Raw genomic sequence first — 24,174 nt, 5'->3', positions numbered from 1 at the left:
GGGATTTTCCGGTTTTTTTTATTTAGTCGGCGAGAATTTGGTTAACCTATAAATATAAACCGGGTGTTTAGGAAAAGGAGCGGGTCGCATGGTGAGGTCAAGGCGATGGATATGGATATTATTCTTTGGTATTGCTGCATCGATCGTCGGTTTCTTTTTGCTTTATCCTTATTTCAATCCGGCGCCTCAGTCCAAACCGGAGCCATTACCGGAAAAACCTTATGAATATTATATCATCCATGATGAAGCAACCGGAGAGATTCTAATGTATGTTACCACTGTGCAGGTCAATGTGGGAGATGAACTGATTACCGAGAAGAATGAGAAGTATGTGGTGGTAGAAGTGGTGGAAAATAAGGCATATGCCCGGTTTTCCCAAAAAGAGGATGTAAAGAAATATCTGGACCAGCCGAATCGGTAAGAAAGGATTCCTTTATAACCTTAATGCCGCTTCATAGGCCAGAGGGGACCGCTCGCACTCGTCAGGCAGCAAGGTTACCTGGAAACATAACTTGGAGCCAAGCATTTTTTCACTGGCATAGCTAAGGCCGTTGGACTGGCTGTCCAGCAGAGGATTGTCGATTTGGGCCGGGTCGCCCAGGAGAATGATTTTGGTGCCTGGGCCGGGGCGAGTCAACACTGCCTTGGCCTGGCGAGGAGTGGCATTCTGCATCTCATCGAAAATAACCCAGTATTTCTGCAATGATCTGCCGCGCTGATAGGCCAGGGCCTCAGTCTGGATCACCCGTTTATCAAACAGCATGTTCACGGTATCCTCAATCTGAGTGATATCCTTGTCCTCGGTAAGATTATTGCCGGACATCAGGGTGAACAGGTTGTCTTTGATGGAACGCATATAGGGTTCCAGCTTTTCCGCCTCGGTTCCGGGCAGAAATCCCAGGGTTTCATCCAACAGGGCAAAAGGGCGGCAAATGAGCAGGTGGTGATATTCGCGGGGGCGGACATCGAAATGCTTATATAGACCTACCGCCAATGAATAGAAGGTTTTAGCCGTTCCGGCCGGACCTTTAAGGATAACCAGCGGCGCTTCTTCCGCACTCAGCATCAGGCATTCCTGCATAAATATTTGCCCAATATTCCTGGGAATCACACCGAAAGGGTTGCGATTGTGATAGCGCAGATGGACGATTTTTTCCCCGTCGAACCGGCCCAGCGCTGTATGACGGTCATTGTCAGCGGAACGGATGAGCAGAAACTGGTTGGTGACCAGAGCCGGACGGATCAAGGTTCCTGATGCTTCATCATACAAGCTGATGTCAGTTGGCAGGATGAAGCTGCCGTCGTCTTTGTGGAAGGAATTGATGACCTCGCTGGAGGTATATACGATGCACCGGCCGGTATACTGCTGTTCGATGCTGGCAACTTTGTCGTTGCGGAAATCTTCAGCCGGAATCTGCAAGATCGTCGCTTTGACCCGCAGATTAGTATCCCGGCTGACTAAGATCGTTGGTTGGCTAGAATCAGCCAATCCTTTGCAAATTTGTAAAATCCGGTTATCGGCTTGATTGCGGTCCCAATGAGGCGGTATCTCGGTATTCAGATGATTGGACTCCAGGCGGAGCATGCCGCCGTGCTCATTCAGCGGTACTCCTTCCAGCAGGTTGCCCTGAAGGCGAAATTTATCAATGAATTTACTGACCTGGCGACTGTTAGCCCCTCGTTCGGTCGGCTCTTTTTTAAAACGGTCCAGTTCTTCGATGACCACTTCCGGGATGACTACCGTGTGTTCATTAAAAGCAAATAAAGCGTTGGGAGAATGCAGTAAAACATTGGTGTCTAGCACATAATGCTTGGTCATTTCATCGGCCCCTTTCAGGGAAATTTACCTTAATGGAAGATAGGACGCACTAAAAACAAAACGGCATTTCTTCCACACAGCCAGGCATTATCACAGTGGATTTGCCTGACTGCATGAGAAACGCCGCATGGGTCCGGGTCGAACTCCAACGCAGAAAGTGTTGCCTCATTCGGTAATCCTCCTTTATTCTGGCGCCCTTTTAACATGGGACAGAGATAAGGCTGGTGAAGGACTTTATAAATCCCCTCATCTTATATAATATCAAATGAGGTTTAGCGGAATATTATACCCAAATTAATTTTCGGTAAAGGTAAAAAAAAGCGGGTTTGACAAAAATCCGGCGGCGTTCTGCTTTTGCGGCAGCAGGCCGTTCTTTTCCGTTGCGGGGGGAAATAAATAATACCGCGTCTATTGCATAGCTTTCGCCAGATTCGGAAAATATAGGATTTGTCTGGAAAGCATAGAACCCATTAAAGGAGGAAACACTAGGCATCATGGAAATACAGGAGAATCCGGCCAACAGCGGCGAACGGCAGGAATTTATACGGCAGGAAAGAGAGAATAGCCGCAGCCGCCGTATGCGGCAGCAAGTCATGGAAGGGTCCAATGAAGAGACGGCAGGGCAGCTGGAGCAGGTGTTTGCCGCAAAGCTTTCGACCCTGCGGCAGAACGAGAAGGCGCTGGCTGCCGTCAGCGACCCTTATGCCCGCAGAGTATTAGAGAACATGATCAGGGAAGAGCGCAGCCAACTCTTATACCTGGCCGAGCTCACCGAGCTTCTGGAAGAAGGTCCGGGCATGGGGAGCATCGGGCGGATGCGCCGGCAGCTGACCCATCGGCTAAGAACGGGCGGCGGGAAAAATATCGCCTACGGACTAGGCGCCATTTTGGCCGGTGCTTTGCTGTTGCCGGCCATGCGCGATACCTTGCGTCCGCTCGGCGTCAAGGTGACGGAAGGAATTATGGATTTGTCCGAACGGGCGCAGGCGCTGGTCGCCGGCGTACGGGAGGATATGGAGGATATGATCAGCGAGGCCCAGTTTGAAAAATTCAAGCAGTCCATTGATTCTGAGATGGAGGACGAGACTGGTCCGGAGCCGCCTTTGGACTCTTAAGCCAGCCCATGGCCTGTTGTGATTCATATCAGAAGGAGAGAGCAAGACTTGTCTGAATTGGATTCGTTACGTGAAAAACTTCATAGAATCAGCCGGGATGTGGAAGCCGCCGTGGACGAAAGCCTGGCATTGCGGCGGCAGAACCCGGAAACCAAGGAAGAAGTGATTCATTTGTGGGAAGAGTTTTTGGGGCATCTATTCCGGTATTTGAAGGCGCGCAGCAAGGAAAGCAAAGACAACATACTGGCGGGCGTGTCATGGGGACGCATGAAACTGTTCTAGCGGAGACCGTTGAAAAAGGCCCAGCTGCGTCACTTCAGCCTCCTGCGGGCGCGCGTTCGACGTACCCTGCGAACGTACAGTCTCACGCGCGTCCTCGTCACGCTGTATCAGAATTCGCGACTTTTCGTGAAGGTGATAATAGCGGCTGATATCTCATCAGCCGAAAAGTCGCCTGAATTCTTCACTAGTACGGAAACGCAAGCGTTTCTCTCGCCTAGCATCTGGACCTTTTTGAACGGTCTCGGATGCGAGGAAGGAGATGAGTTTGTCTAAACTCTTAGAAGTCTGAAGGAGAGATCCATTTTGGCTTTTGCGATATATACAGACAGGCTGCACGCCTTGCCGGGGCGCATGCGGGTCCGGGTGGACGGCATGCGGCAGCATTCGGAAATGGCTTCCTATGTGATAGCTGTCCTTCGCCAAACCCCCGGGGTGAAATCGGCTGCCGCCAATGTCAGGACCGGGCGGGCGCTGATCTATTTTGACGATGCCCGTACCAGCTACCGGGTGCTGGACGAGGTGATTCATGCCGCCAGCCGTAAATTTCTCACCGAAGAGGAAAAAAGGCAGGCAGTCATAGGCCGATCCGGAGAATCAGCCCGCAAGAAGGCGGTAGTGGGCGCTTTTTTGAGCGGCGGCCTTCTGGCAGGCCTGCTTTTTAAGCGGTTTGTTTTACGCCGCCCACCCCAGGCAGCCGCATCCCCAATGGTCGGTCATGTGGCGGCTCTAACCACGGTTGTGGCCGGGTATCCCCTGCTGCGCAACAGCCTGGACAAAGCCGCCCGCTCGCGCAATATGGATTCGGATTGGCCGATTTCACTGTTGTTGATCGGCGTTGCCGCCGCTCAGCAAAACATCGCCGGGCTGGGCGTACTCTGGATTGTTTATCTGACGCGATGGCTGCAGGCAGCCATCGGGGAAAAAGCTGAGCGGTTCGTACAGGATATGGCGCAAGGGCAGCCTGAACAGCATTTATATGCCAAGCAGGCGGTGCGGACAGTTTATGCGCCGCCGGCCTTCGCTCAAGCTTACAACCGGTTTATGACGCCGGCCACCATTGGTTTAGCCGGATTGTTGTACCTGCAGGGGCGCGATATGACCCGGAGCCTGGCAGTGCTGGTGGCCGGCTGTCCGGCCGGTATTTTGCTGGCTGTGCAATTGGCGCAAGCCATGGGAATCGCCCGGGCTATGCAGCGCTGCTATCCGCCGGCAGCAACCCGGCAGTCTGGTGTTGACCCGTGCGCTGGCGCCGGTGATCTTTCGGAACTGGAAATCATTCGTCAAAAGACCCAGGTCATTGCCAGACAAAACTTACGGCTGGCAGTAGGGTCCAACCTGGTGGCCATCCCGCTGGCGGCAACCTGCCTCTTGTCCCCCGGCGGCATCGCCCTGCTGCAGAATTTTACCACCCTCTTGATTATTGCCAACTCGACCCGTCTGGGCGGCTGGGAGTATCTGACCGGTTGGCGGCAGGGGAAGGATAGGGCGATGAACCCCGTCCCGGCCATGCGGGTGCTGCCGGGCAGCACCCGCATGGCCGGGCATTTAACCCCGGTCCTGGCGGAACTGGGGCCGGAGCCGGTTTCCTGGTGCCATGAAAGCGGAGAGTTTCTCTGCCGGCAATTGGGCACAACGCCGGAACAGGGCTTAACGGAGAGCCAGGCAGCCGACCGGCTGGAGCATTTCGGGGAAAACCGGCTGGCCGAAGGTGAGGCAGTGCCGCTTTGGCGTCTGGTGCTGCGGCAGTTCGATGACGTTATGGTCCAGGTCTTGTTAGGCGCAGCCGGGCTTTCTATCTTTCTCGGCCAGCGCAAGGACGCCTTCCTGACAGTTGCTGTGGTCTTTGGCAATGCTGTCCTGGGGGTCGTCCAGGAAAAACGGGCGGAGAATTCGCTGGCCGCCCTGCAGCGGCTGACAGCGCCTGCAGCTAAAGTGATCCGCGAGGGTAAACTGCTGAAAAAGCCGGCCAAGCTTTTGACGCCGGGAGATATTATCCTCCTGGAGGCAGGGGACCGGGTGGCGGCGGATGCCAGACTGCTGAGCTGCCGCAGTTTTGCTGTGGAGGAAGCCTCCCTGACCGGCGAAGCCGTTCCGGTCAAGAAGGAGGCCCAGTACTTGGCCAAAGGCATTGTGCCGCTGGCCGGACAGAAAAATATGGTTTTCATGGGGACCAGCGTCACCCGGGGCCGGGCTGTGGCTATTGTTGTGGCTACAGGCATGACCACCGAGATGGGGAAAATCGCCCTGATGCTGAATCACGCCGCGCCGGAAAAGACACCCTTGCAGATGCGGCTGGAGGAATTGGCCAATTATCTCTTAAAGGGCTGTCTGGCCGTTTCAGGTCTTGTCTTCGCATTGGGGGTCTGGCGGGGCGGCGGGGTGCTGCCCATGCTGCAGACCGGCGCCAGCCTGGCTGTGGCCGCCATTCCGGAAGGATTGTCGGCCGTGGTGATGATTGCTTTAGCCATGGGTGTCAGGCGGATGGCCAAACGCAATATTATTGTCAGAAAGCTGGCCTCGCTGGAGGCCTTAGGCTGCGCCACCGTGATCTGCTCGGACAAAACCGGGACCCTGACCCAAAACGCCATGACCATCCGGGCTGTCATAACCGCCGATGCCGCCTATCGGATCAGCGGCGAAGGATACCGGCCGGAAGGGGAATTCTACGGTGAAACCGGCGCCGTCAACCCGGCGGATGATCCGGTTTTATGGCAGACATTGCTGACCGGGGCGGTTTGCAACAATTCCCGGTTGTATTTGGAATCTTTGACGGACAGTCAGCAGCCTGGCCAGGGGGGCACCCAGTGGCGGGTGGAAGGCGATCCCACCGAAGCGGCTTTTTTGGTCGCCGCCGCCAAAGCCGGCATTCCCTTTGAGCAGCTGGGACAATCCTATGTCCGCCTGCAGGAAAATCCGTTTGAGCCGGAACGCCGCATGATGTCGGTGGTCTGCGCCGAAAAAGACCGGGTGCTGTATTGTAAAGGCGCGCCGGACGCGATTCTCGCCAAATGTTATGGATACCTGACGGGAAGCGGCATCCAGCCGCTGAATGAGAGCATGAGGGAGAGGCTGCTGGCCGCCAGTGAATATCTGGCCTCACGGGCCATGCGGGTCCTGGCGGCGGCCTATCGTCCCCTGACTCAGGAGTGCCGGGAAGCGGAAGGGGAGGGCTTGGAGCAAGGCCTGGTATTCTGCGGCCTGGCAGGCATGGTGGATCCTCCCAGGTCAACCGTGCGGTCAGCGATTGTACGTTGTCGTCAGGCAGGCATTAAAGTGATCATGATTACCGGCGATCATCCCAGGACCGCTCTGGCTGTAGCCGGCGAAATCGGTCTGCCGGCAGACGAATCCACCCTGCTGACCGGGTGTGATCTGGATCAGCTGACGGATGAGGAACTGCACGAGGCCGTGGGGCGGGTGACGATCTTCGCCCGCACCGCGCCGCAGCATAAGCTGAGAATTGTTCAGGCTTTGCGGGCCGGAGGCCATATTGCGGCCATGACCGGCGACGGAGTCAACGACGCCCCGGCGGTGAAAGCCGCCCATATTGGGATCGCCATGGGCCTTCAGGGAACGGATGTGACCAAAGAGGCAGCGGCCATGACCCTGACGGACGACAACTTTGCCACGATCGTAGCGGCCGTGGAGGAAGGTCGGGCTATCCATGCCAATATCCGCAAAGCCATTCGCTATCTGCTGGCAACCAATATCGGCGAGGTGGTTCTGATGGTGGCTGCTATGGTTGGCGGCTTGCCGGTGCCGCTGCTGCCCATTCAGCTGCTGTTTATCAATATGGTGGGTGATGGCCTGCCTGCCCTGGCGCTGGTAAACGATCCGCCAGCCAGGGATATTATGCAAAAACCGCCTCACGACGCGCATCACAATGTATTTGCCGGCAGCCTGGGCCGGAAAATCCTGCAGCGGGGCATCGCGATTGGCGGCATCAGCCTGCTTTACTATTGGTGGCTGTTGCGGAGGGGAACTACGATTGAGGCCGCCCGGACAGCAGTGATGCTGCAACTGTCGATCAGTCAATTTTTCCATTTGTTTGACTGCCGCATCGAAAAAGAAGCCGGGCGGGTGGGCATACTGAGCAACCCGGCTTTGCTGGCCTCAGCGGCCGCCTCCTTCGGTCTGGTCATCGCTGTCATTCAGGTGCCGGCCCTGCGCCTGTTGTTTAGTGCCGCTCCCTTAACCCCGGGCCACTGGGTTACGGCAGCCGTCACCGGTGCAGCGTCGGCCGCAGCCGATGGCGCGCTGAATCCGATAGCCGAACGGTTATGGCCGGAGAAACAGCCATGTTTATCCCTGCCGGCGCCGTCAAGTCAGGCAACAGCGCCGCAAACGGCATAACTGCAGCCCCGGAGACATCTCCGGGGCTACAGTTTTTTAACAGAAAGATAATCAATGCCAGGGGATATAATGCTGGCGGGACGGAAACATTATGAATGCGACATAAGATTCCCGGCAAGGAGGAAGGCGATTTGGCGCGCAAACGGGCGATACCTGATGTCAATGTCTTTGGCAAGGCCTGGTCAGAAATCAAAAAGATCAACTGGCATGAGACCAACCAATTGACGCAGCAGAATTTTCACATCGGCCTGGTTGGCAGCGAATTAGACATTGCCGACATGCTGCATTGGCTGCAATGCTTTCCCTATCATACTAAGAATCCGGGTAAAATCAGCTTTGTACCGGCTGATGCCACTCAGATCAAAGAATGCGTTGCCCGCATCATTCCGGAGCAGGGTGAACTAAAAGGGAAAATGATTCAATCCTGCCGTTTCTGCATCGTCGCGTCCCGTTACCTGGATGATGTGAGGAAATATAAGACCGACGTCTATTTGTTTGATCCGGACAATTTTTCCTTTCTGCCAGCGCAAATCCTCTCCAATCATCAGGATATCCGTTTTGGTCTGGCCTACCATTTTCCGGTTTTCCGCCCCAAGCAGGCTCAAAGGGAAATTGAAAATACGGCGTTGCAGAATGCCTTTTGGGTCTTGCTTGCCGGCCTGCCGCAAACCATGCCGAATCTGCAGTCGACCATTACTGCTCCGCTGGAGCTGCTCACTGATTTTACGGTTTTAACTGCCAACGAATTCAAAATGATGTTTGGACTGACCGGAATTGCCGGCCACCAGGTCCGCCCCCTGAACCGGGCGCCGGAATTTGCCTTCATTATTGTCATGGCCAGCATCGCCCAGGGACTGGCGAACAGCATCCTCAACCGTATTCCCCTGAGTATGCGGCTGATCGCCAAAGCTGCCCTGGCTTATGCTTTTACCTGGGCCATCGGCGAAGTGATCTTTTACCGTCTGACCTACCGGCGCAGGCTGGACCCCGCCTTGTTCGCGAATACCTTGCGGCAGCGCTATGTATTCGGCCTGGAGGTGGCCAAAGAATGGGCGCAAAACGGCGGCGACAGTTAAAGAAGGCCCGCTTTTGGCACAGCCCCGGATTCCGGCCTGAAAAATACTCTGCCGGCAAAAGCCAAAAGGAGCTGTGAGACAGCTCCTTTTGCTTGCACCGGTATTGCTCTGAGTGTTTTCGGCCTATAATCCGCCATCATGCCTTGGTCTTTCATAATCATCAGGAATCGGGTCCGGATCGGCATCTGACTTAAATCCGGCGCGGTCCCTTACCGTTCTCCCATGGGAAGACTTGGCTTCGTCGATGATACCCCGGATTTCGTGGGTCATATCCTCATAGAGTTCTTTGGCTTTGTCCGAAGCGCTGATCATGCCGGAGGCAGCGCCGACTGCCGCCCGGCGAGCGGAGCCTTTGGAACGGTCTCGGAACTCCTGCCAGCATTCGCGCCTGCCAGAAGGGTGATCACCGTCGGCGTAGGACATAACCGGCGCGCCGTTTTCTTCTACCAGGGACAACAAGCCCCGTAGAGCCAATGCCGTAGTTGCCTTCACCCGATGGCGGACTTGGGGCATCGACAATGCCAATACACTTCCGGCCAGGATCAGGCCGGCAGGTGTGGTTCTGCTCAACATTCTTGAACCCAGTCTCACAACATCCATTTTTTCCCTCCTCCTGCATCGTTGCTAAGATATTCTAAATTCATCTGGTGAATTGAAGCACTTATATTTTCCCCTGAGTACAGTACAATATGTGCTGAAAAATATTGATTTACAAATTTGGGAATCGATATAAAAACCCTTACAGAATTACATAGCATTGTTACATAGCTACGAAAAAACAGGAAACTTATCGTTTATTTTTATATATAATACTAAGAAGGAGAAAAACATCAGTTCAATCAGGCGGTGATCATTATTTTGCGTATTGGGATCGTAGGCGCCGGCCGAATGGGAAAAGCCCTGGCAGGAAGGCTGGCGAAAAATTTTGAGGTTCTCCTGTTTGACAACAAACCCGACTATTTGGTCCGGGCGGCGGCCAGCTTAAGCGTCCAAGCGGCTGCCGGCATTGAAGAGATTGCGGCGGCAGACGCTGTCATTCTGGCCGTTCCCGACCGGGAAGTGACGGATTGTATCAAGGATTTTAACGGCCTGAAGCGAGTGATTACCGTATTTAATGTGGCCACCAATGTGGCCCACGGAACCTTGACCAATATGGCATGCCCTCAGGTAAAATGCACCAGTGTGAAATTTGTCGGCCACGCCCTTGAAATTGCCAATGGCGCGAGACCTTTTATCATAATCAATCAACAGCCGGCAGAACTGGTCCCGCTGGCTCAGGAAATTTTCTCCTGCATCGGCGAAGTCATGATCGGAAAAGCGGATATGGTCACTGTAATTAATACCATTGCCGCGGAAAAAGTGCTGGAAGCAGCCGTCCGCATGGAAGATGCCCTCAAAGAGCAGGGATTTACCCAGCCGGCGCTGATTAAGAGCGCCATAGAACAGGTCGCTGCCGGGATTATCCGAGGCTATGCCAACAATAACCTGGGCCCCTTTGCCCGTGAAATCGAACAGGCGGTGAAAGCCAGACAGAAAAGATGAACGAAAGACAAAAGAGAAGCCCGGCTCAGCCAGGCTTCTCTTTTAGTGCTATCTGACGCTCAGCCGACGGCCGGTCCGGAAGGCCGACTGCCAATAGGGATCATCAATACGGCTGATAATGACGGACCTGGCGCTGGAAGATGCATGAATAAACCGGTGGTCGCCGATGTACAGACCACTGTGGGAGATGAACGGCTCATCGGTGATGAAAAAGACCATATCGCCAGGCTGCAGGCGCTCGAATGCCACCGGCTCGCCGGCAGTGGCCTGCTCATCCGCCGTTCGGGGCAGTTCCCGCCCGAATTCGCCGAATAAATACATCAGATAGCCGGAGCAGTCGAATCCGTCAGGCGTGGACCCGCCATAGATGTAAGGCGTCCCCAGGTATTGTTTAGCCATGGCCACAATGCCCGGTTCCGATTGCCCGCCATCTTTTCCCCGGAGATCTTTGAAAACTTTTGTCTGCTGCCGGATATCCCGCCCCGTAAACAACCAATAAAAGAGAATCTTTTCTTGGCTGGGCGCTCGACCGGAGGCGGCAGGTTCATCAGACATGACGCCGGCTGTAAGAAACAAACCGGCGATGACCGTGAGGGCCGCTAATATGATGCGCATTCTCATGAAAACACCCCGTTCCCTGCTCAGGAGGCAATCGTCTTGCTCACTACTATAGATATGCGGTGGGATCTTTATATATAGTTCGTGAAAAGTCGGTTATTTCTAAAGTGGGGTGCAGAAGGTTGCTGCTAGACCAGTAATGCTACGCGGGAATCATAAAGGGCGGGGTAGCGCCCTAACACCTTTGATTCGTTGTCACCCTTAAAGGCATTAAGAAGTCTTAGCCCGCCGGGCAGCCACACTGATGAAAATGCCGCTCAAAAACAGAATACCTGCCGCTGCGGCGATTACTGTCAAAAAAGCCTGATTAAATGCTGCTTGCGCCGCCTTTGTCAGAGATGATGCGGCGGCGGCCGGCAGGCTTTCAGCGATGAGCAGCGCTTCATCCAGGCTATCGTGTACAACCGCAGGCACTGCTAAATTTCCGACAGCCAGTGAGCTGCTGTAAACAGCGGCTGAAAGGCTGCCCAAAATAGCAACTCCGATGACGCTGCCAAGTTCATAAGACACTTCTTCAATTGAAGCTGCCATACCCGCCTGGGACAGCGGCGCATTATTGATGATCGCGTGAGACGCGGCGGTCATGGCTCCGCCAATGCCTCCGCCAACAATCAGTAAACAGCCAACCTGCACGCTTTCCGCAGCGTTGTGGGCAAGCAGAAACCCCACCAGCCCTCCGCCTGTGATCAACAGCGAGACTGATTGAATGGTTAAGGTATTGGTCCGGGGCAAAAGCCAGGCGGCAAATAAACTGGAGAAGAGGGAGGCAACCGGCAGCGACATGGTGAGAAGACCGGCTTCTAACGGCGAAAAACCGCGAACCAGTTGAAATTGCTGAGTAAAAGTCAGTTCCGAGCCGGTCAGTACGAAGGTTGACACCAGCGCGGTCAGTGCACCCAAACTAAAGCGGAGATCGCGAAAGAGAGAAAAATCAATTAAGGGATAGGCTTGCCGGTTTTGGCGGCGGACGAAAATGATGATTGCCGCTAGGCCGATAACCGCAGCCGCCAGCACGACTTCAAAAGAGCCATTGCGCCGCCCCATTTCCTTTACGGCATAAACCAATGCAATCAGTCCGAGCATGATCTGGCCAGAACCAATCCAGTCCCAACGCTTATCGGTTTGGCCCCGCCAGTCGGGGATAAGCGACAAGGCAAGCCCTAGGGCGATCAACACGACGGGAATATTAATCAAAAATACTGATCCCCACTCATAGTACTCCAGTAAAAGGCCGCTGATGAGAGGACCCACACCCGCGCCGCCCGAAGCAATTGCTGACCAGATGCCAATCGCCAGTGACCGTTCGCGTTCATTGGCAAAGGTGACCCGGATGATCGACAGTGTCGCCGGCATCATCATCGCCGCGCCGGCAGCCAGCAGGACGCGAGCGGCAATTAGCACATGCGTCGTCGGCGCATAAGCCGCAACAGCCGATGCAGCGCCGAAAATGACCAGGCCGGCAACAAACAGGCGTTTATACCCCAGACGATCACCCAGTGTGCCAAACGCCGGCAGTAAGCCGGCCATAACTAACGGATAGGCATTGACAATCCAGAGCTTTTCCGAGGCGGTAGCAGCCAGGTCATGCGTCAGCCGCGGCAAGGCCGTATATAGTACTGTCATATCAATGGTAATTAAAAAAAGTGAACTGGACACAATAGCGAGAATGATCCAGCGTTGCAATTTAGTAAGCATAGTTCCTCCTATCGCTTCTATTGACTTCATCCATCATAAACTATACTCTTAGAATATAGTCAATACACAGTTGATAAAGTAATGGAGAAACAATATGGAATTGCGATTTACATCAGGACAAGTGTGCAAAATATTTGGTATTACTAAACAGACGCTGCTTTTTTATGATAAGGCCGGTATCCTGAAGCCCAGAGATACCAATCAAAAGACCGGCTATCGTTACTATATGTTAGATCAATTTGACCTTCTGTATTTAATTCTTTCCCTCCGGGAAACCGGGGTGCCGCTGAAGGAGATCAAAGACCTCCTGGATCAGAGAACAGTGAATAAAACAATGACTATACTTGAAAATCAAATTTCTGAAATTCAAAAAAAAATTGCCAATCTCCAAGTAGCTAAAAACAGGTTATATCAAAATCTCACTTACATCAAAGAACTCGAAACACTGAAGGCCTTAGATCAGTTCAGGATAAAGGCTGTACCCGAACAGTATCTTTTGGCAATGCCCGTACAGTATGTAAACGGGATTCCGGATTATAACTTAACTCTATTGAAAATAACAGAACGCATAGCGAGTTATTCTATTCCATTTTACTGGAAAGTGGGATGCATCCCGCAACTTGATCCGTCAGAAAATCGTGAAGAGGTAATGTTTGTTGTATTAGACAGTGTGATAACAGATCCATATGTTAAACTGAAGCCAGCTGGCAACTACTTATGTACTTACCATTATGGCCTTTATGACACTCTCGGCAATACGTATGAGAAGCTGTTTGACTATGTAAAATCGAACCATTTAATGATGACCGGCGATATCTATGAAATTTATATTATCAATAACCTCATCACGGCAGACGAAAACAGCTATATTACAGAGATTTCAGTCACAATCGAAATGGAGTGAAGCCGCGGGAGGTCCTCCGCAGTCTTATCGTGCGCCGCAGACCAGCTAATTAAAGTCAAATTTCAAACAATTTTTTTAGGAATTTTACTATCGGTTTCGCTTCTCCAGCCCATACATATCCTCCACCTTTTCGCTCATGAACCGGCAGGCGTCTTGTATGCCCTGATTATAAATACGTGGCGCTATATCCGCTAATATGAATTCCAATATAATATTGGCTTTGAAATCGCTTAATTTCTCATCGCGTTCCTGCAAAAAGAATTGCTTAATGCTATTGATGATATCTGCTTTGGCTTCTTTGGATAGTTCTATCATAATACCACCCCCATTAGAGACTTACCATATATAAGAATTTATATCCTGCTTTCTCCATGGGTCTTTAATTTTGGCGAATCTATTTGACAGATAAGTCTGGACAGTGTATATTTTTGTTGATCAATCTTGATGAACATTACTACTGACAGAATCTATACTGAGGAGAATGTGATCATGAGCAGGCAAACCGAAACCACGTATCAATACATTAAAGAAAAAATCCTGGACGGCACTTTTAAACCTACGCAAAAATTGACCGAAACCCAGCTTGCTCAACAAATTGCCGTCAGCCGCAATACGGTGAAAAAAGCACTGCTCAAACTGGAGCAGGAAAACCTGGTTACCATAGAGGATAATAAAGGCGCCACGATTAAGTCCTTTACCCTGGAAGAAGTCATCAATTATCTGGAGATCCGCGAGGTTCTGGAAGGGCTGGTGGCCCGGAGCGCCGCCAGGAGTATCGACAGTGAAAGCCTGGCAAAGCTAAAAGGCACTCTGGATCAAATGAAGCGATTTCTTGACAGTAATGAGCTTGATAAATACTCCGGACAAAATAAAGAATTTCATGCCATCATCTATCAGTCTGCTTCGAATCAACAAGCCGTAGAGATCATTACCGTGATCCGCACTCAGTTGATCCGCTATCATTTTAGGACCATTCTGGTCCCGGGGCGGAAAGATACCTCCCTGGCGGAGCATATGGCGATTTATGAAGCATTGCGCCGGCACGATGAAGACGAGGCGGAACGAACGGTGAAACGCCATATCGCCTCTGTGCGTGACACCATTGAACAAAATTATCGATTCCTGGTTTAAGCCTAATTCCCCGGCGAGTGCCGGTTTTTTTTATCCTCGTTTTGCTGTTTGTTTTTTCTGATTTAGAAAAATAGTTAAACTATTGACAATGATACGAAAATAACGTACTCTAATTATAGACAATATTGTTGAACAATTTTGGTTACAAAAAGTTTCGTAATGGGGGTAACAACTATGCAACCAAAGATTGGATTCATTGGGTTTGGGGAAGCTGCTTTCAACATTGCCAAAGGATTGGCAGGGGAAGGATTAGCGGGAATTTATGCCTATGATAAGTTTTGGAATATCTCGCCCCAATCGGAATTGGTTCATAAGCGGGCTGCCGAAGCAAAGGTGACGTTGGCGCCCAGTCTCAAAGACCTGATTGAAAGCGTGGAAATCATTATTTGTTCGGTCAGTGCCAATCTGGTTGTTCCTTTAGCCAAGGAAAGCTTATCCTGGCTGAAACCGGGCCAGATTTACGTGGACTTAAATTCTGCCGGCCCGGATACCAAAGTGGAGGCCAATGACATTATCTCCGCCAAAATCCCGTTTGTTGATGTGGCTGTTATGGGAACCGTGCCGGGAAATGGCCATAAAGTGCCCATGCTGGCCTGCGGCGCCGGGGCGAAAGCCTTTGTGGAAGCCATGAATCCCTATGGCATGAATCTGACCTTATTGGAAGGCCCTGCCGGCAAGGCCTCGGCCTCGAAGATGTTCCGCAGCATTTTCATGAAAGGCTTTGTCACTCTGATGCTGGAAGCGGTTATCGCCGGTCATAAATACGGCATTGAAGACGATGTATTAAAGTCTATTGAAGAAACCCTGACCGCCGGGGATTTTAAAGAGATTGTCAATGGCATGCTGACCCGGGGCGTAATTCATTCTGAACGCAGGGAACATGAGATGGACGAAGTCATTGCCACTTTGAAGAGCTTGAAGATTGACAGCATCATGTCTGAAGCCACCAAAACCAAACTCAAATGGGTGACGGATCAAAAATTCAAGGAATATTTCAAAGGCGTGCCGCCGAAAGATTTCCATGACATTTTTGCGGCCATGAAGTAAAAAGGCTTGCCCCAAAATGATCGCCTATGTTCGGATTAGACCAAGAGAGGAGCTAATACCATGTCAAATGTAGGATTTCGGATTTATACCAGGGTCAATCGGCCGGCTAAAGAGCTGGTGGAGCAGTTTAAAGGCCTGCCGGCAGCCAATATTGCCGATGAAATGAACCGGCTGGGCTGCGTGGATGCCCGGATTAAGCCCCTGAACAGCACCCCCCTTCTGGGTACAGCCTTTACCGTAAAGGCCAGGGCCGGCGACAATCTGATGTTTCATAAAGCCATTGATATGGCCCAGCCTGGGGACGTGATTGTGGTGGACGGACAGGGGGATTTGACCAACTCCTTTACCGGTGAAATCATGATGCGCCAGGTTCTGAAAAGAGGTCTGGCCGGCGTTGTGGTCGACGGAGCGGTACGGGACGTGGATGCCCTGCGGGAGCTGCCTTTGGCTATCTACGCTGCCGGCGCCACTCCGAAAGGCCCCTATAAAAACGGTCCGGGAGAAATCAACGTGCCGGTATCCTGCGGCGGCATTGTCATTAACCCCGGCGATATTCTGGTGGGGGATGGAGACGGCATTGTGGTCATCAGTCCCCCGGATGCAGCCGTGGTTGCCCAAAAAGCCAAAACCAAACAAAAGAAAGAGCAGGAGACCTTCCGGCAAATTGAGGCGGGAAATCTGGACCGGTCGGCCTACTCTGACGAGGCTTTTAAAAAGATGGGCTGCGAGTTTATCGACGATTATTGGAAATAACGGAGGCTGAAAAATGCAAATTACAACTCCTATATCTCAGGCAGTGATAGACTCGCTAAAGATCTATGATCAGATTACCCTTACCGGGATCATTTATGCCGGCCGGGACGCGGTGCTGCCCAAGATCGTCAGATTATACGAACAAAACAAACTGGCAGAAGCCGGATTGGACCTGCGGGGGACAGTGGTGCTCCATACGGCGGTGAGCGTGGCCGGGATCGGCCCCACCTCCAGCAATAAGCTGGAAATTGAAGGCTCCATCCCTCTCCTGTCGAAGGCCGGGGTCAAGATTCATCTGGGCAAAGGCAGCCTGAGCCAGGATACGGTCCGGTCCCTGCAGGAACATGGCTCTGTCTTCGCCGTAACGCCGCCGACAACCGCCCTGTTTAACGCCAAAATGCGTCGGCATCGGGTGGCAGCCTATCCGGAAGAAGGCATTGAAGCCTTTCACGAACTGGAAGTGGTTGAATTTCCGGCGATTGTTGCCATCGCCCACGGTCAGTCTATCTTTAAAGAAAGCGAGGCATGATCGCCATGAGCGTTCACGAAATCATTGATAAAGTAGCTGATACTCTCGTTCGCGCCAGCACTACGTTTAGTCCGGATCAAGAGCGCGCATACCGGTCAGCTCTTGCCAGAGAAACCAACCCCAATGCCCGCTGGGTGTTAGAAGCTCTGATTGAAAATGCTGAGCAGGCCAAAACGATTCGTTCTCCCCTTTGCGATGACACCGGTATTCCCCATGTGGTGGTTGAACTGGGGGCGGAAGCCCAGATGCCTAAAGGCTTTTTGCCGGCCGTGGAGCAGGGAATCGCCGAAGGATTGCGCCGGCTGCCCGGCCGGCCTATGGGAGTAAAAGGCAATGATATAGAGCGGATCACTCAAAGCGCCGGGCTGTATCCCGATTCAGACGGCGTGGTCATGGCGCCGGTTCAGCTGAAAAATGTGCCTGGCGACAAGATTAAGCTGACCGTGATCATGATGGGCGGCGGTCCGGAACTGCGGGGCAAAACCCTGCGGGTCTTCCATAAACACTCTTTTGATGTAGTAAAAAACGAAATGATCGACTGGGCCAAAGACGCCGTGGCCAAGCTGGGCTGCCAGCCCGTGACCCTGGCCTTCGGCATCGGCCGCACCAACCTGGAAGCCGCTTCCCTGGCTCTGGATGCTATGAAAGACGGCAGCTATGATGTGCAAAGCGAGTTTGAACAGGCAATTACCGACGCCGTGAATGGGACGGACGTGGGCCCATTGGGACTGGGAGGAAACACCTCGGTCTTAGGCACCTTTATTAAAGTGGGTCCCCACCGGGCCAGCGGCTTCAGGGTCATTTCCCTTCGGACCGGCTGTTGTGTGGATCCACGGCGAGCTTCCGCAACATTTTAAACGGAGTAGTCCGGCTGCACCGAGTTACATTGCGAAATATTTCCAATATTCTTATAGAAAATTTTGAGGAGGCAAGTACAATGTTCAGACCTGAAAAGCGAATGATATTCTTAGTGACCGGTCTTATGATCATTGCCATGCTGGTATCGGCATGCGGCGGCGCAGGCAACAAAGCTGCTGATGAAAAAACTTATCCCTCGAAACCAGTTACCTTTATTGCTCCTTCCGGCGCAGGCGGCGCTTTCGATCAAGCCTTGCGGGCTATTACCAAAGTCCTGAACTCCACCAAAATTGTGGAACAGCAACTTCTGGTGGAAGCCAAGCCGGGCGGCGGCGGTTCTGTATTCCTGGCGGAGTATGCCACCAACGATAAAACCAACGACTACAAACTGTTCCTCACCTCTCCGGTTATCCTGGTCAATAACCTGAAAAAAGAAGGCAGCACCCCTTTCGGTTATAAAAATACCACCCCGCTGGCCCAATTCTTCGTGGACTACGCTGTCATCGCCGTACGGGCGGATTCCAAGTATAATGATTTAAAAAGCTTGTTCAATGATATGAAAGCGGATCCGAGCAAACTGGCGGTTGCCGGCGGCAGCGCTCCCGGCTCGGTGGACCACCTGGCCATTTTGCTTCCGGCCAAGGAATATGGCATTGACGTTAAGAAAATGAAGTATATCGTCTATGACGGCAAAGCCGAGTCCATGGTGGCTCTGCTGGGCGGCAATGCCGATGTGCTCTCCAGCGTAACCGCTTCCGTGGCCAGCTACCTGGAAGCCGGTAAGATCAAGGTCCTGGCTGTGGCGGCGCCCCAGCGCCTGCCGGGCGTGTTTAAGGATGTTCCCACGCTGGGGGAACTGGGCATTGATGGCGATTTCGTCATTTGGCGCGGTGTTTTTGGTCCGGAAAAATGAGTGAAACCGCCAAGAAATACTGGAATGAAAAGTTCAAGCAACTGTCTGAATCGCCGGAATGGCAGGCTGAGCTGAAAAAGAACGGCTGGGATGCTGCCTATAAAGGTTCCGATGAGTTCAAAAAATCTCTGGACGAGCAAAATGCGGCTGTTCACAGCCTGTTATCCGAATTAGGGATGGCGAAATAAACATGAATGTTGGCCGGACCCAACACGGGCCAATCGGGCCTGTTAAGGTCCGGCCGCTTCAATGCAAGGGGGAAGGGGGCCATTATGGGCAAAAAGATGTTTGACCGCTTGGCTGGCGGCGCTTTTCTGCTGGTTGGATTGCTAGCTGTTGCCGGCAGCTTTCAAATTGCAGACAGCGCTTACGGCAGTAAGGTAGGACCAAGTATCTTTCCTCTCGGGTTAGGCGCAATTATTACGTTTTTGAGCCTGGGTCTGATTTACCAAACCTGTCAATACAAACAGGACACTAAGGCGAAAGCGGATCGAGACTATAAGAGACTGGGCCTTATGCTTCTGGCTCTGTGTCTCTATATTGCGCTGTTTGAAACCCTCGGCTACATCGTTTCTACATTTCTGTTTCTGTTGGCTGCATTCCAGATCATGGAGCGGTCCAAGCTATGGTTTTCCGCTGGCATCGCCGCATTTTTCTCCGTTGGCGCTTACTACTTATACGTGGTAATGCTGCACGGTTCTCTGCCGCCATTTCCTTATTGGTAACACTCAGATAAAAGGAGGCATTTATGGAAACGCTTCAATTTCTTCTCGATGGCTTTGCTATAGCGCTGCAACCTCATAACATCGCCTTTGCTTTTATCGGCGTGTTTATCGGCACAGCGGTCGGCATTTTGCCGGGTCTCGGGCCGTCCAGCGGGATTGCCCTCTTGATACCGATCACTGCTGTGCTGACCGGGGGACTGGACGCCCAGGCTGCGGCTACCAGCGGCATTATTATGCTGGCCGGCGTTTTTTACGGCGCCATGTACGGCGGATCTACCACTTCCATCTTACTGAATACCCCGGGCGAGTCAGCGTCGGTCATCACGGCTATCGACGGCTATCAGATGGCTAAGAGAGGCCGGGGCGGGGCGGCGCTGTCCATTGCGGCCATCGGGTCCTTTATCGCCGGTATGTTTGCCCTGCTGATGTTGTTGATCCTGGCCAGGCCTTTATCGGAGCTGGCGATTCAATTTGGCCCCACGGAGTATTTTTCGCTGGTAGTCTTAGGGTTAGCGGCTGTGACAGGCTTGGCGGGAAAATCCATGATAAAGGCATTAATCATGATGACTACCGGCTTACTGGTTTCCACCATCGGCGTGGATGCCCTGACCGGGGTGGGACGGTTTACCTTCGAGATCCCTGTGTTGTATCAAGGATTTGATTTTATTACCTTAGCGGTGGGATTCTTCGCTTTAGGCGAGGTATTCAGGGCGATCCTGCATAAAGATGAGGCTGAATCTGTCGCCAAAATCGACCACCTGCTGCCTAGCCGCGAGGAATTCCGGGCCAGTGCTCCGGCGATTGGCCGGGGATCTTTGCTGGGCTTCTTTATCGGTATTTTGCCCGGCGCCGGTCCGACCCTTTCGTCCTTTATGTCCTATACTCTGGAAAAGAGAGTTAGCAAAACCCCTGAACGGTTTGGCAAAGGGGCCATCGAAGGGGTAGCCGGTCCGGAATCGGCCAACAATGCCGCCAGCGGCGGCGCGATGATTCCCCTGTTGGTTTTGGGGATACCCAGCTCAGCCACTACGGCTGTGCTCATGGGCGCATTTATCATGTATAATGTGCAGCCGGGTCCCCTGCTGTTTGAAAAATATCCTGATGTGGTATGGGGTGTCATCGCCAGTATGTTTGTCGGCAACCTGATGCTCCTGATTTTGAATATGCCGTTGATCAAGATTTTCGCCAAGCTGATTGAAACGCCGGCTAAATACCTGCTGCCGATGATTCTGGCCATCTGCGTATTCGGCGTATATGCGGTTCAGGTGAACCTTTTCAGCCTGGTGCTGATGCTGGTCTGCGGTGTATTGGGTTATTTGCTGGGGCAAAATGATTTCCCCGTAGCTCCCTTGATCTTAGGAAGGGTTCTGGGGCCCATGCTGGAAAACAATCTCCGTCGGGCGCTTACTTTGAGTGACGGTGATTTTTCGATATTTGTGACGCAGCCCATTTCCGCCCTGCTGCTGGCTATCGCCGCAATGTGGATTCTGATTCCGGTGCTGCTGAAGATGCGGGGTAAAAAAGTGATTGTGAATGAGGACGCGTAATGCAATAAAAATAGGACAAGAGCTCCTGGCCAGCTTCGCCGGGAGCTCTTGCTCTGTTACGCAGGAACTGTTTAACTGCAAAGTTTATCCGGGCGACAGAACACCGGAGTTTGAACGCGTCAATACTGTCCTAAGCGACAAATATAACCTTACGAACCTGCCGCTATGCGTTCATAACGGCACACATGTGGATGCACCTGATTTTGCGGGATCAATACGATTAAGGTTGTCAGCTTTTTTCATCCGGGCGTATAATAAACATAGAAAATTGACTCATATCTAACGGAGGTTGTCTATGACCGCTTTTGAAACCTTTTCCCCCTATCAGCGCGCCATTGCCAAAGGGCATATCTGCTCCTGCGGTACGCCCTACCAACACCTGAACAAACCGGTGATTGCCGTGGTCAATTCCTGGAATGAGATTGTTGCCGGTCATGCCCATCTGCGAGAGCTGGCTGAACATGTAAAACAGGGCATTATCGACGCCGGCGGCTGGCCCCTGGAGTTTAATACCATTGCCGTTTGCGACGGCATTACCCAAAGCCATGAAGGCATGAAATACGTACTGCCCAGCCGTGAATTGATCGCCGATTCCATTGAGGTTATGATTAAGGCCCATGGGATGTTTGACGGCATGGTGCTTCTCGGCTCCTGCGATAAAATCGTGCCGGCCATGCTGATGGCGGCGGCCCGGCTGAACCTTCCCGCCGTCTTAGTGACCGGCGGCCCCATGGTCAATACCATCAAGCCCCGGCAGTCCAAAGCTGCCAGGCAAGGGTTCCTGCGGGGGGAGGTGGATGAGCGGCAGTTGGTCGATGTCACCCTGCAGTATTACCCAACCCCTGGCATTTGTCCGTTTCTGGGGACCGCCAACACCCTGTGCATGGTTGCCGAAGCTCTGGGTCTGGCCCTGGCCGGGTCATCTACCCCGCCTGCCATGGGCAGCCGTCGCCGGGAAATCGCTTATGAAAGCGGCCGCATCTGCATGAAGGCGGTCAAAGAGCGGCGTCTTCCCCGGGATATCCTGACGCAAGAGGCCTTTGATAACGCCATCAGCTTGGTGCTGGCCATGGGCGGTTCCCTCAACACGGTGCTGCATTTGCCGGCCATTGCCCGGGAATGCGGGCTTGCGGTCACTCTCGGGGACTTTGACCGCCTCAGTCGGAAAATACCTTTTCTGACCCGCATTTATCCCAACAGCGACGAATATACGGTGGCGGATCTTGATCCGGTAGGCGGCATCCCCGCCATTCTGAAGGAACTGAGCCCGCTGCTGCATCTGGACGCTATCACCGTGGATGGGAAGACTTGGCGGGAACACCTGCATTGCGCCCAACCGGCAGACGGCGTAATCATACGGCCCTTGAAGGATCCTTTTTCCGGCGAAGGCGGCATCGCCGTCCTGAGCGGCAATCTGGCGCCTTTGGGCGCAGTCGTGAAAAGCTCGGCGGTTCCGGCTGATATGCAGATTTTTCAAGGCATCGCCCGCGTGTTTGAATCCGAAGAGGACTGTATGGAGGCGGCGTATCAGGATGCCATCCGGCCCGGCGATGTGGTGATTATCCGCAACGAAGGTCCGGTAGGCGGACCCGGCATGAGAGAAATGCACCGGGCCACCGAACTGGCCATTAAAATAGGCCATATCGCGATTATCACGGATGGACGCTTTTCCGGCGCCTCCGGCGGGCTGGTCATTGGTTACCTGTCGCCGGAAGCCGCCGCCGGTGGTCCCATCGGTCTGGTTGAAACCGGTGATAGCATCGAAATAAATATCCCGGAGCGGACACTGATTTGGCAGGTATCAGAAGAAACGCTGCAGAAACGTATTCATGAGAAAATCGAAGGCAAAAAATCGGAAACCGAGAGCCTGTTTCTGAAATTATATGCCGCAACCACCCTGTCGGCGGGCGAGGGAGCTGTCCGCAAGGAATTTGAATGATCAGAGAGGATTATGCAAATGGATGTTATTAAAGAATTAGTGAAAGACGTACCGCTGCCCCGGATGGTTAAAATCCACCAGACCTTTCCCCGCCCGCTTGTAAGTGACCTCCCCCGAACCATAGCCGAAGAGCTGGCCAAACCGGAAATTGCGGCAAAAATCAAGCCGGGCATGAAAATCGCTCTGGCGGTTGGCAGCCGCGGCGTTGCCCAGATTCCCACGATTGCTGCCTCGGTTGTGCGTGAACTGAAGGCCAGAGGCGCTCAGCCATTCATCGTGCCGGCCATGGGCAGCCATGGCGGCGCCACCGCTGAAGGACAGAGGGGAGTGCTGGCTGATTTGGGCGTGACCGAGGAAAGCGCCGGCTGTCCGATTATTTCTTCCATGGAAGTCGTGGAAATCGGCAGACTGGAAAGCGGGCTGCCCGTCTATATTGATAAAAACGCTTATGAAGCCGACGGCATCATTGTCATTTGCCGTGTCAAGCCCCATACCGCCTTTCGCGCCGCTAATGAAAGCGGCCTGGTCAAAATGATCACCATTGGTCTGGGCAAGCAGAAAGGCGCCGAGTCCTGCCATTCTTACAGCTTCAGGTATATGGCGGCCAATATTGTCGCCATGGCCCGCATTTCACTGACAAAAGCCAATATCCTGTTCGGCGTTGCCTCGGTGGAAAACGCCTATGACGAACCGGCCAAACTTGTGGCCGTTCCCCCGGAAAGACTAATTGAAACCGACCGTGAACTGCTGCAGGAAGCCAAGGCCAATATGCCCCGGCTGCCGGTCAGCCAGATCGACCTCCTGATTATTGATGAAATTGGCAAGGACATTTCCGGCGACGGCATGGACCCGAATATTACCGGCCGCTACCCCACACCCTATGCCTCCGGCGGCCCGGAAGTCAATAAAATCGTGGTGCTGGATCTGACTGAACGCACCCATGGCAACGCCAACGGTATGGGTCATGCCGATTTCAGCACCCGCAAAATGGCGGCGAAAATCGATTATCCAAAAACTTATGCCAACGCCCTGACCTCTCGTGAAGCGGGCGTCGTCAAACTTCCCGCCATTTTGGACGATGACCGGGATGCCATCAAGGCCGGCGTTAAAACCTGCTATGCGGATGAGGCCACCGCCCGGGTGGTCCGTATCAAAAATACGCTTCATATGGGCGAGTTATGGGTCTCAGAGTCGTTGGCGGAAGAAGTCGCCAAACTGGAGAGTGTCACCATTGAAGGCCAACCGGAAGAAATGCGGTTTGATGCTGAGGGAAACCTGCTTAGTGAAACCCATTGACGGGTTGCCGTACCTTCCGGAAGATTAAACGC

The 24,174-nt window shown here is 53.0% G+C and carries 21 protein-coding genes and 1 pseudogene; 17 read left to right on the top strand and 5 right to left on the bottom strand.

What is annotated here, in order from left to right:
• Positions 1-88: 88 nt before the first annotated feature.
• Complete coding sequence (locus tag ALO_RS11245) at positions 89-421, top strand: hypothetical protein (protein ID WP_004095862.1); 333 nt, start codon at positions 89-91, stop codon at positions 419-421.
• A gap of 12 nt (positions 422-433) precedes the next feature.
• Here the strand turns inward: ALO_RS11245 and ALO_RS11240 are convergent, their stop codons facing one another.
• Positions 434-1,819: a PhoH family protein gene (locus ALO_RS11240; RefSeq protein WP_004095860.1), complete on the bottom strand. Its 1,386-nt coding sequence runs from the start codon at positions 1,817-1,819 to the stop codon at positions 434-436.
• 494 nt (positions 1,820-2,313) lie between these two features.
• On the opposite strand from ALO_RS11240, the gene ALO_RS11230 reads away from it, so the two are divergent.
• The 4 genes from ALO_RS11230 (at position 2,314) to ALO_RS11215 (ending at position 8,645) form a co-directional block, all read left to right on the top strand.
• A complete protein-coding gene (locus ALO_RS11230; protein WP_004095855.1) occupies positions 2,314-2,934 on the top strand; it encodes a hypothetical protein in 621 nt (206 codons plus the stop codon).
• A gap of 48 nt (positions 2,935-2,982) precedes the next feature.
• Positions 2,983-3,216 carry a hypothetical protein gene (locus ALO_RS11225; RefSeq protein ID WP_004095854.1) on the top strand — a complete coding sequence of 78 codons (234 nt, stop codon included), beginning with the start codon at positions 2,983-2,985 and terminating at the stop codon, positions 3,214-3,216.
• A gap of 303 nt (positions 3,217-3,519) precedes the next feature.
• On the top strand, positions 3,520-7,569 hold the full coding sequence (locus ALO_RS20895) for an HAD-IC family P-type ATPase (RefSeq protein ID WP_004095850.1): 4,050 nt from the start codon (positions 3,520-3,522) through the stop codon (positions 7,567-7,569).
• 131 nt (positions 7,570-7,700) lie between these two features.
• Positions 7,701-8,645, top strand: a complete 945-nt coding sequence (locus ALO_RS11215) for a hypothetical protein (protein WP_040293224.1) — start codon at positions 7,701-7,703, stop codon at positions 8,643-8,645.
• A gap of 123 nt (positions 8,646-8,768) precedes the next feature.
• Here ALO_RS11215 and ALO_RS11210 read toward each other — a convergent pair whose 3' ends face one another.
• A complete protein-coding gene (locus ALO_RS11210; RefSeq protein WP_004095844.1) occupies positions 8,769-9,245 on the bottom strand; it encodes a hypothetical protein in 477 nt (158 codons plus the stop codon).
• A 258-nt stretch (positions 9,246-9,503) separates the two neighbouring features.
• Here ALO_RS11210 and ALO_RS11205 point away from each other — a divergent pair, with 258 nt between their 5' ends.
• The gene (locus ALO_RS11205) at positions 9,504-10,187 is read left to right on the top strand and encodes an NAD(P)-binding domain-containing protein (RefSeq protein WP_004095842.1); all 684 of its coding nucleotides are present in this window, start codon (positions 9,504-9,506) and stop codon (positions 10,185-10,187) included.
• 48 nt (positions 10,188-10,235) lie between these two features.
• On the opposite strand, the gene ALO_RS20890 is transcribed toward ALO_RS11205, so the two are convergent.
• Positions 10,236-10,808: a C40 family peptidase gene (locus tag ALO_RS20890; RefSeq protein ID WP_050807003.1), complete on the bottom strand. Its 573-nt coding sequence runs from the start codon at positions 10,806-10,808 to the stop codon at positions 10,236-10,238.
• Positions 10,809-11,015: 207 nt separating this feature from the next.
• Positions 11,016-12,500, bottom strand: coding sequence for an MFS transporter (locus ALO_RS11195; protein ID WP_004095840.1), 1,485 nt, complete (start codon positions 12,498-12,500; stop codon positions 11,016-11,018).
• A gap of 94 nt (positions 12,501-12,594) precedes the next feature.
• Here ALO_RS11195 and ALO_RS11190 point away from each other — a divergent pair, with 94 nt between their 5' ends.
• Positions 12,595-13,404, top strand: coding sequence for a MerR family transcriptional regulator (locus tag ALO_RS11190; protein ID WP_004095839.1), 810 nt, complete (start codon positions 12,595-12,597; stop codon positions 13,402-13,404).
• A gap of 87 nt (positions 13,405-13,491) precedes the next feature.
• On the opposite strand, the gene ALO_RS11185 is transcribed toward ALO_RS11190, so the two are convergent.
• A complete protein-coding gene (locus ALO_RS11185) occupies positions 13,492-13,719 on the bottom strand; it encodes a DUF2164 domain-containing protein (protein ID WP_004095837.1) in 228 nt (75 codons plus the stop codon).
• A gap of 174 nt (positions 13,720-13,893) precedes the next feature.
• Between ALO_RS11185 and ALO_RS11180 the strand changes: the two genes are divergently transcribed.
• The 10 genes and pseudogenes from ALO_RS11180 (at position 13,894) to ALO_RS11135 (ending at position 24,142) form a co-directional block, all read left to right on the top strand.
• Positions 13,894-14,535: a GntR family transcriptional regulator gene (locus ALO_RS11180; RefSeq protein WP_004095836.1), complete on the top strand. Its 642-nt coding sequence runs from the start codon at positions 13,894-13,896 to the stop codon at positions 14,533-14,535.
• A gap of 174 nt (positions 14,536-14,709) precedes the next feature.
• Positions 14,710-15,582, top strand: a complete 873-nt coding sequence (locus tag ALO_RS11175) for an NAD(P)-dependent oxidoreductase (protein ID WP_004095834.1) — start codon at positions 14,710-14,712, stop codon at positions 15,580-15,582.
• Between the two features lie 60 nt (positions 15,583-15,642).
• Positions 15,643-16,335 carry an RraA family protein gene (locus ALO_RS11170; RefSeq protein ID WP_004095832.1) on the top strand — a complete coding sequence of 231 codons (693 nt, stop codon included), beginning with the start codon at positions 15,643-15,645 and terminating at the stop codon, positions 16,333-16,335.
• A gap of 13 nt (positions 16,336-16,348) precedes the next feature.
• Positions 16,349-16,864, top strand: coding sequence for a fumarate hydratase C-terminal domain-containing protein (locus tag ALO_RS11165; RefSeq protein WP_004095830.1), 516 nt, complete (start codon positions 16,349-16,351; stop codon positions 16,862-16,864).
• Positions 16,861-17,721 (top strand): fumarate hydratase, encoded by an 861-nt coding sequence (locus ALO_RS11160; RefSeq protein ID WP_004095825.1) that lies wholly within the window; start codon positions 16,861-16,863, stop codon positions 17,719-17,721. Before ALO_RS11165 ends, ALO_RS11160 begins: the two co-directional genes overlap by 4 nt.
• Positions 17,722-17,801: 80 nt before the next feature.
• Positions 17,802-18,823: pseudogene (locus tag ALO_RS11155) on the top strand (Bug family tripartite tricarboxylate transporter substrate binding protein).
• 84 nt (positions 18,824-18,907) lie between these two features.
• Positions 18,908-19,360: a tripartite tricarboxylate transporter TctB family protein gene (locus ALO_RS11150; protein WP_040293222.1), complete on the top strand. Its 453-nt coding sequence runs from the start codon at positions 18,908-18,910 to the stop codon at positions 19,358-19,360.
• A gap of 23 nt (positions 19,361-19,383) precedes the next feature.
• Positions 19,384-20,907 carry a tripartite tricarboxylate transporter permease gene (locus tag ALO_RS11145; RefSeq protein WP_004095821.1) on the top strand — a complete coding sequence of 508 codons (1,524 nt, stop codon included), beginning with the start codon at positions 19,384-19,386 and terminating at the stop codon, positions 20,905-20,907.
• 295 nt (positions 20,908-21,202) lie between these two features.
• Positions 21,203-22,846, top strand: a complete 1,644-nt coding sequence (ilvD, locus tag ALO_RS11140; protein ID WP_004095814.1) for a dihydroxy-acid dehydratase — start codon at positions 21,203-21,205, stop codon at positions 22,844-22,846.
• Positions 22,847-22,864: 18 nt separating this feature from the next.
• Entirely contained in the window at positions 22,865-24,142 is a 1,278-nt protein-coding gene (locus ALO_RS11135; RefSeq protein WP_004095811.1) for a nickel pincer cofactor-dependent isomerase, group 22, read from the top strand.
• Positions 24,143-24,174 lie beyond the last annotated feature (32 nt).

It is taken from the genome of Acetonema longum DSM 6540, assembly GCF_000219125.1.
GTDB lineage: Bacteria > Bacillota > Negativicutes > Sporomusales > Acetonemataceae > Acetonema > Acetonema longum.
The sequence above is the reverse complement of the archived record's forward strand: the minus strand, read 5'-3'. Positions and strand labels throughout refer to the sequence as shown.

Bases quoted from the DNA above. Each gene is read 5' to 3' on its own strand.
- ALO_RS11135 (WP_004095811.1), top strand. From the start codon at position 22,865: ATGGATGTTATTAAAGAATTAGTGAAAGACGTACCGCTGCCCCGGATG.
- ALO_RS11175 (WP_004095834.1), top strand. From the start codon at position 14,710: ATGCAACCAAAGATTGGATTCATTGGGTTTGGGGAAGCTGCTTTCAAC.
- ALO_RS11185 (WP_004095837.1), bottom strand. From the start codon at position 13,719: ATGATAGAACTATCCAAAGAAGCCAAAGCAGATATCATCAATAGCATT.
- ilvD (WP_004095814.1), top strand. From the start codon at position 21,203: ATGACCGCTTTTGAAACCTTTTCCCCCTATCAGCGCGCCATTGCCAAA.
- ALO_RS20890 (WP_050807003.1), bottom strand. From the start codon at position 10,808: ATGAGAATGCGCATCATATTAGCGGCCCTCACGGTCATCGCCGGTTTG.
- ALO_RS11240 (WP_004095860.1), bottom strand. From the start codon at position 1,819: ATGACCAAGCATTATGTGCTAGACACCAATGTTTTACTGCATTCTCCC.
- ALO_RS11145 (WP_004095821.1), top strand. From the start codon at position 19,384: ATGGAAACGCTTCAATTTCTTCTCGATGGCTTTGCTATAGCGCTGCAA.
- ALO_RS11210 (WP_004095844.1), bottom strand. From the start codon at position 9,245: ATGGATGTTGTGAGACTGGGTTCAAGAATGTTGAGCAGAACCACACCT.
- ALO_RS11230 (WP_004095855.1), top strand. From the start codon at position 2,314: ATGGAAATACAGGAGAATCCGGCCAACAGCGGCGAACGGCAGGAATTT.
- ALO_RS11180 (WP_004095836.1), top strand. From the start codon at position 13,894: ATGAGCAGGCAAACCGAAACCACGTATCAATACATTAAAGAAAAAATC.
- ALO_RS11190 (WP_004095839.1), top strand. From the start codon at position 12,595: ATGGAATTGCGATTTACATCAGGACAAGTGTGCAAAATATTTGGTATT.
- ALO_RS11165 (WP_004095830.1), top strand. From the start codon at position 16,349: ATGCAAATTACAACTCCTATATCTCAGGCAGTGATAGACTCGCTAAAG.
- ALO_RS11160 (WP_004095825.1), top strand. From the start codon at position 16,861: ATGATCGCCATGAGCGTTCACGAAATCATTGATAAAGTAGCTGATACT.
- ALO_RS11195 (WP_004095840.1), bottom strand. From the start codon at position 12,500: ATGCTTACTAAATTGCAACGCTGGATCATTCTCGCTATTGTGTCCAGT.
- ALO_RS11150 (WP_040293222.1), top strand. From the start codon at position 18,908: ATGGGCAAAAAGATGTTTGACCGCTTGGCTGGCGGCGCTTTTCTGCTG.
- ALO_RS11170 (WP_004095832.1), top strand. From the start codon at position 15,643: ATGTCAAATGTAGGATTTCGGATTTATACCAGGGTCAATCGGCCGGCT.
- ALO_RS11245 (WP_004095862.1), top strand. From the start codon at position 89: ATGGTGAGGTCAAGGCGATGGATATGGATATTATTCTTTGGTATTGCT.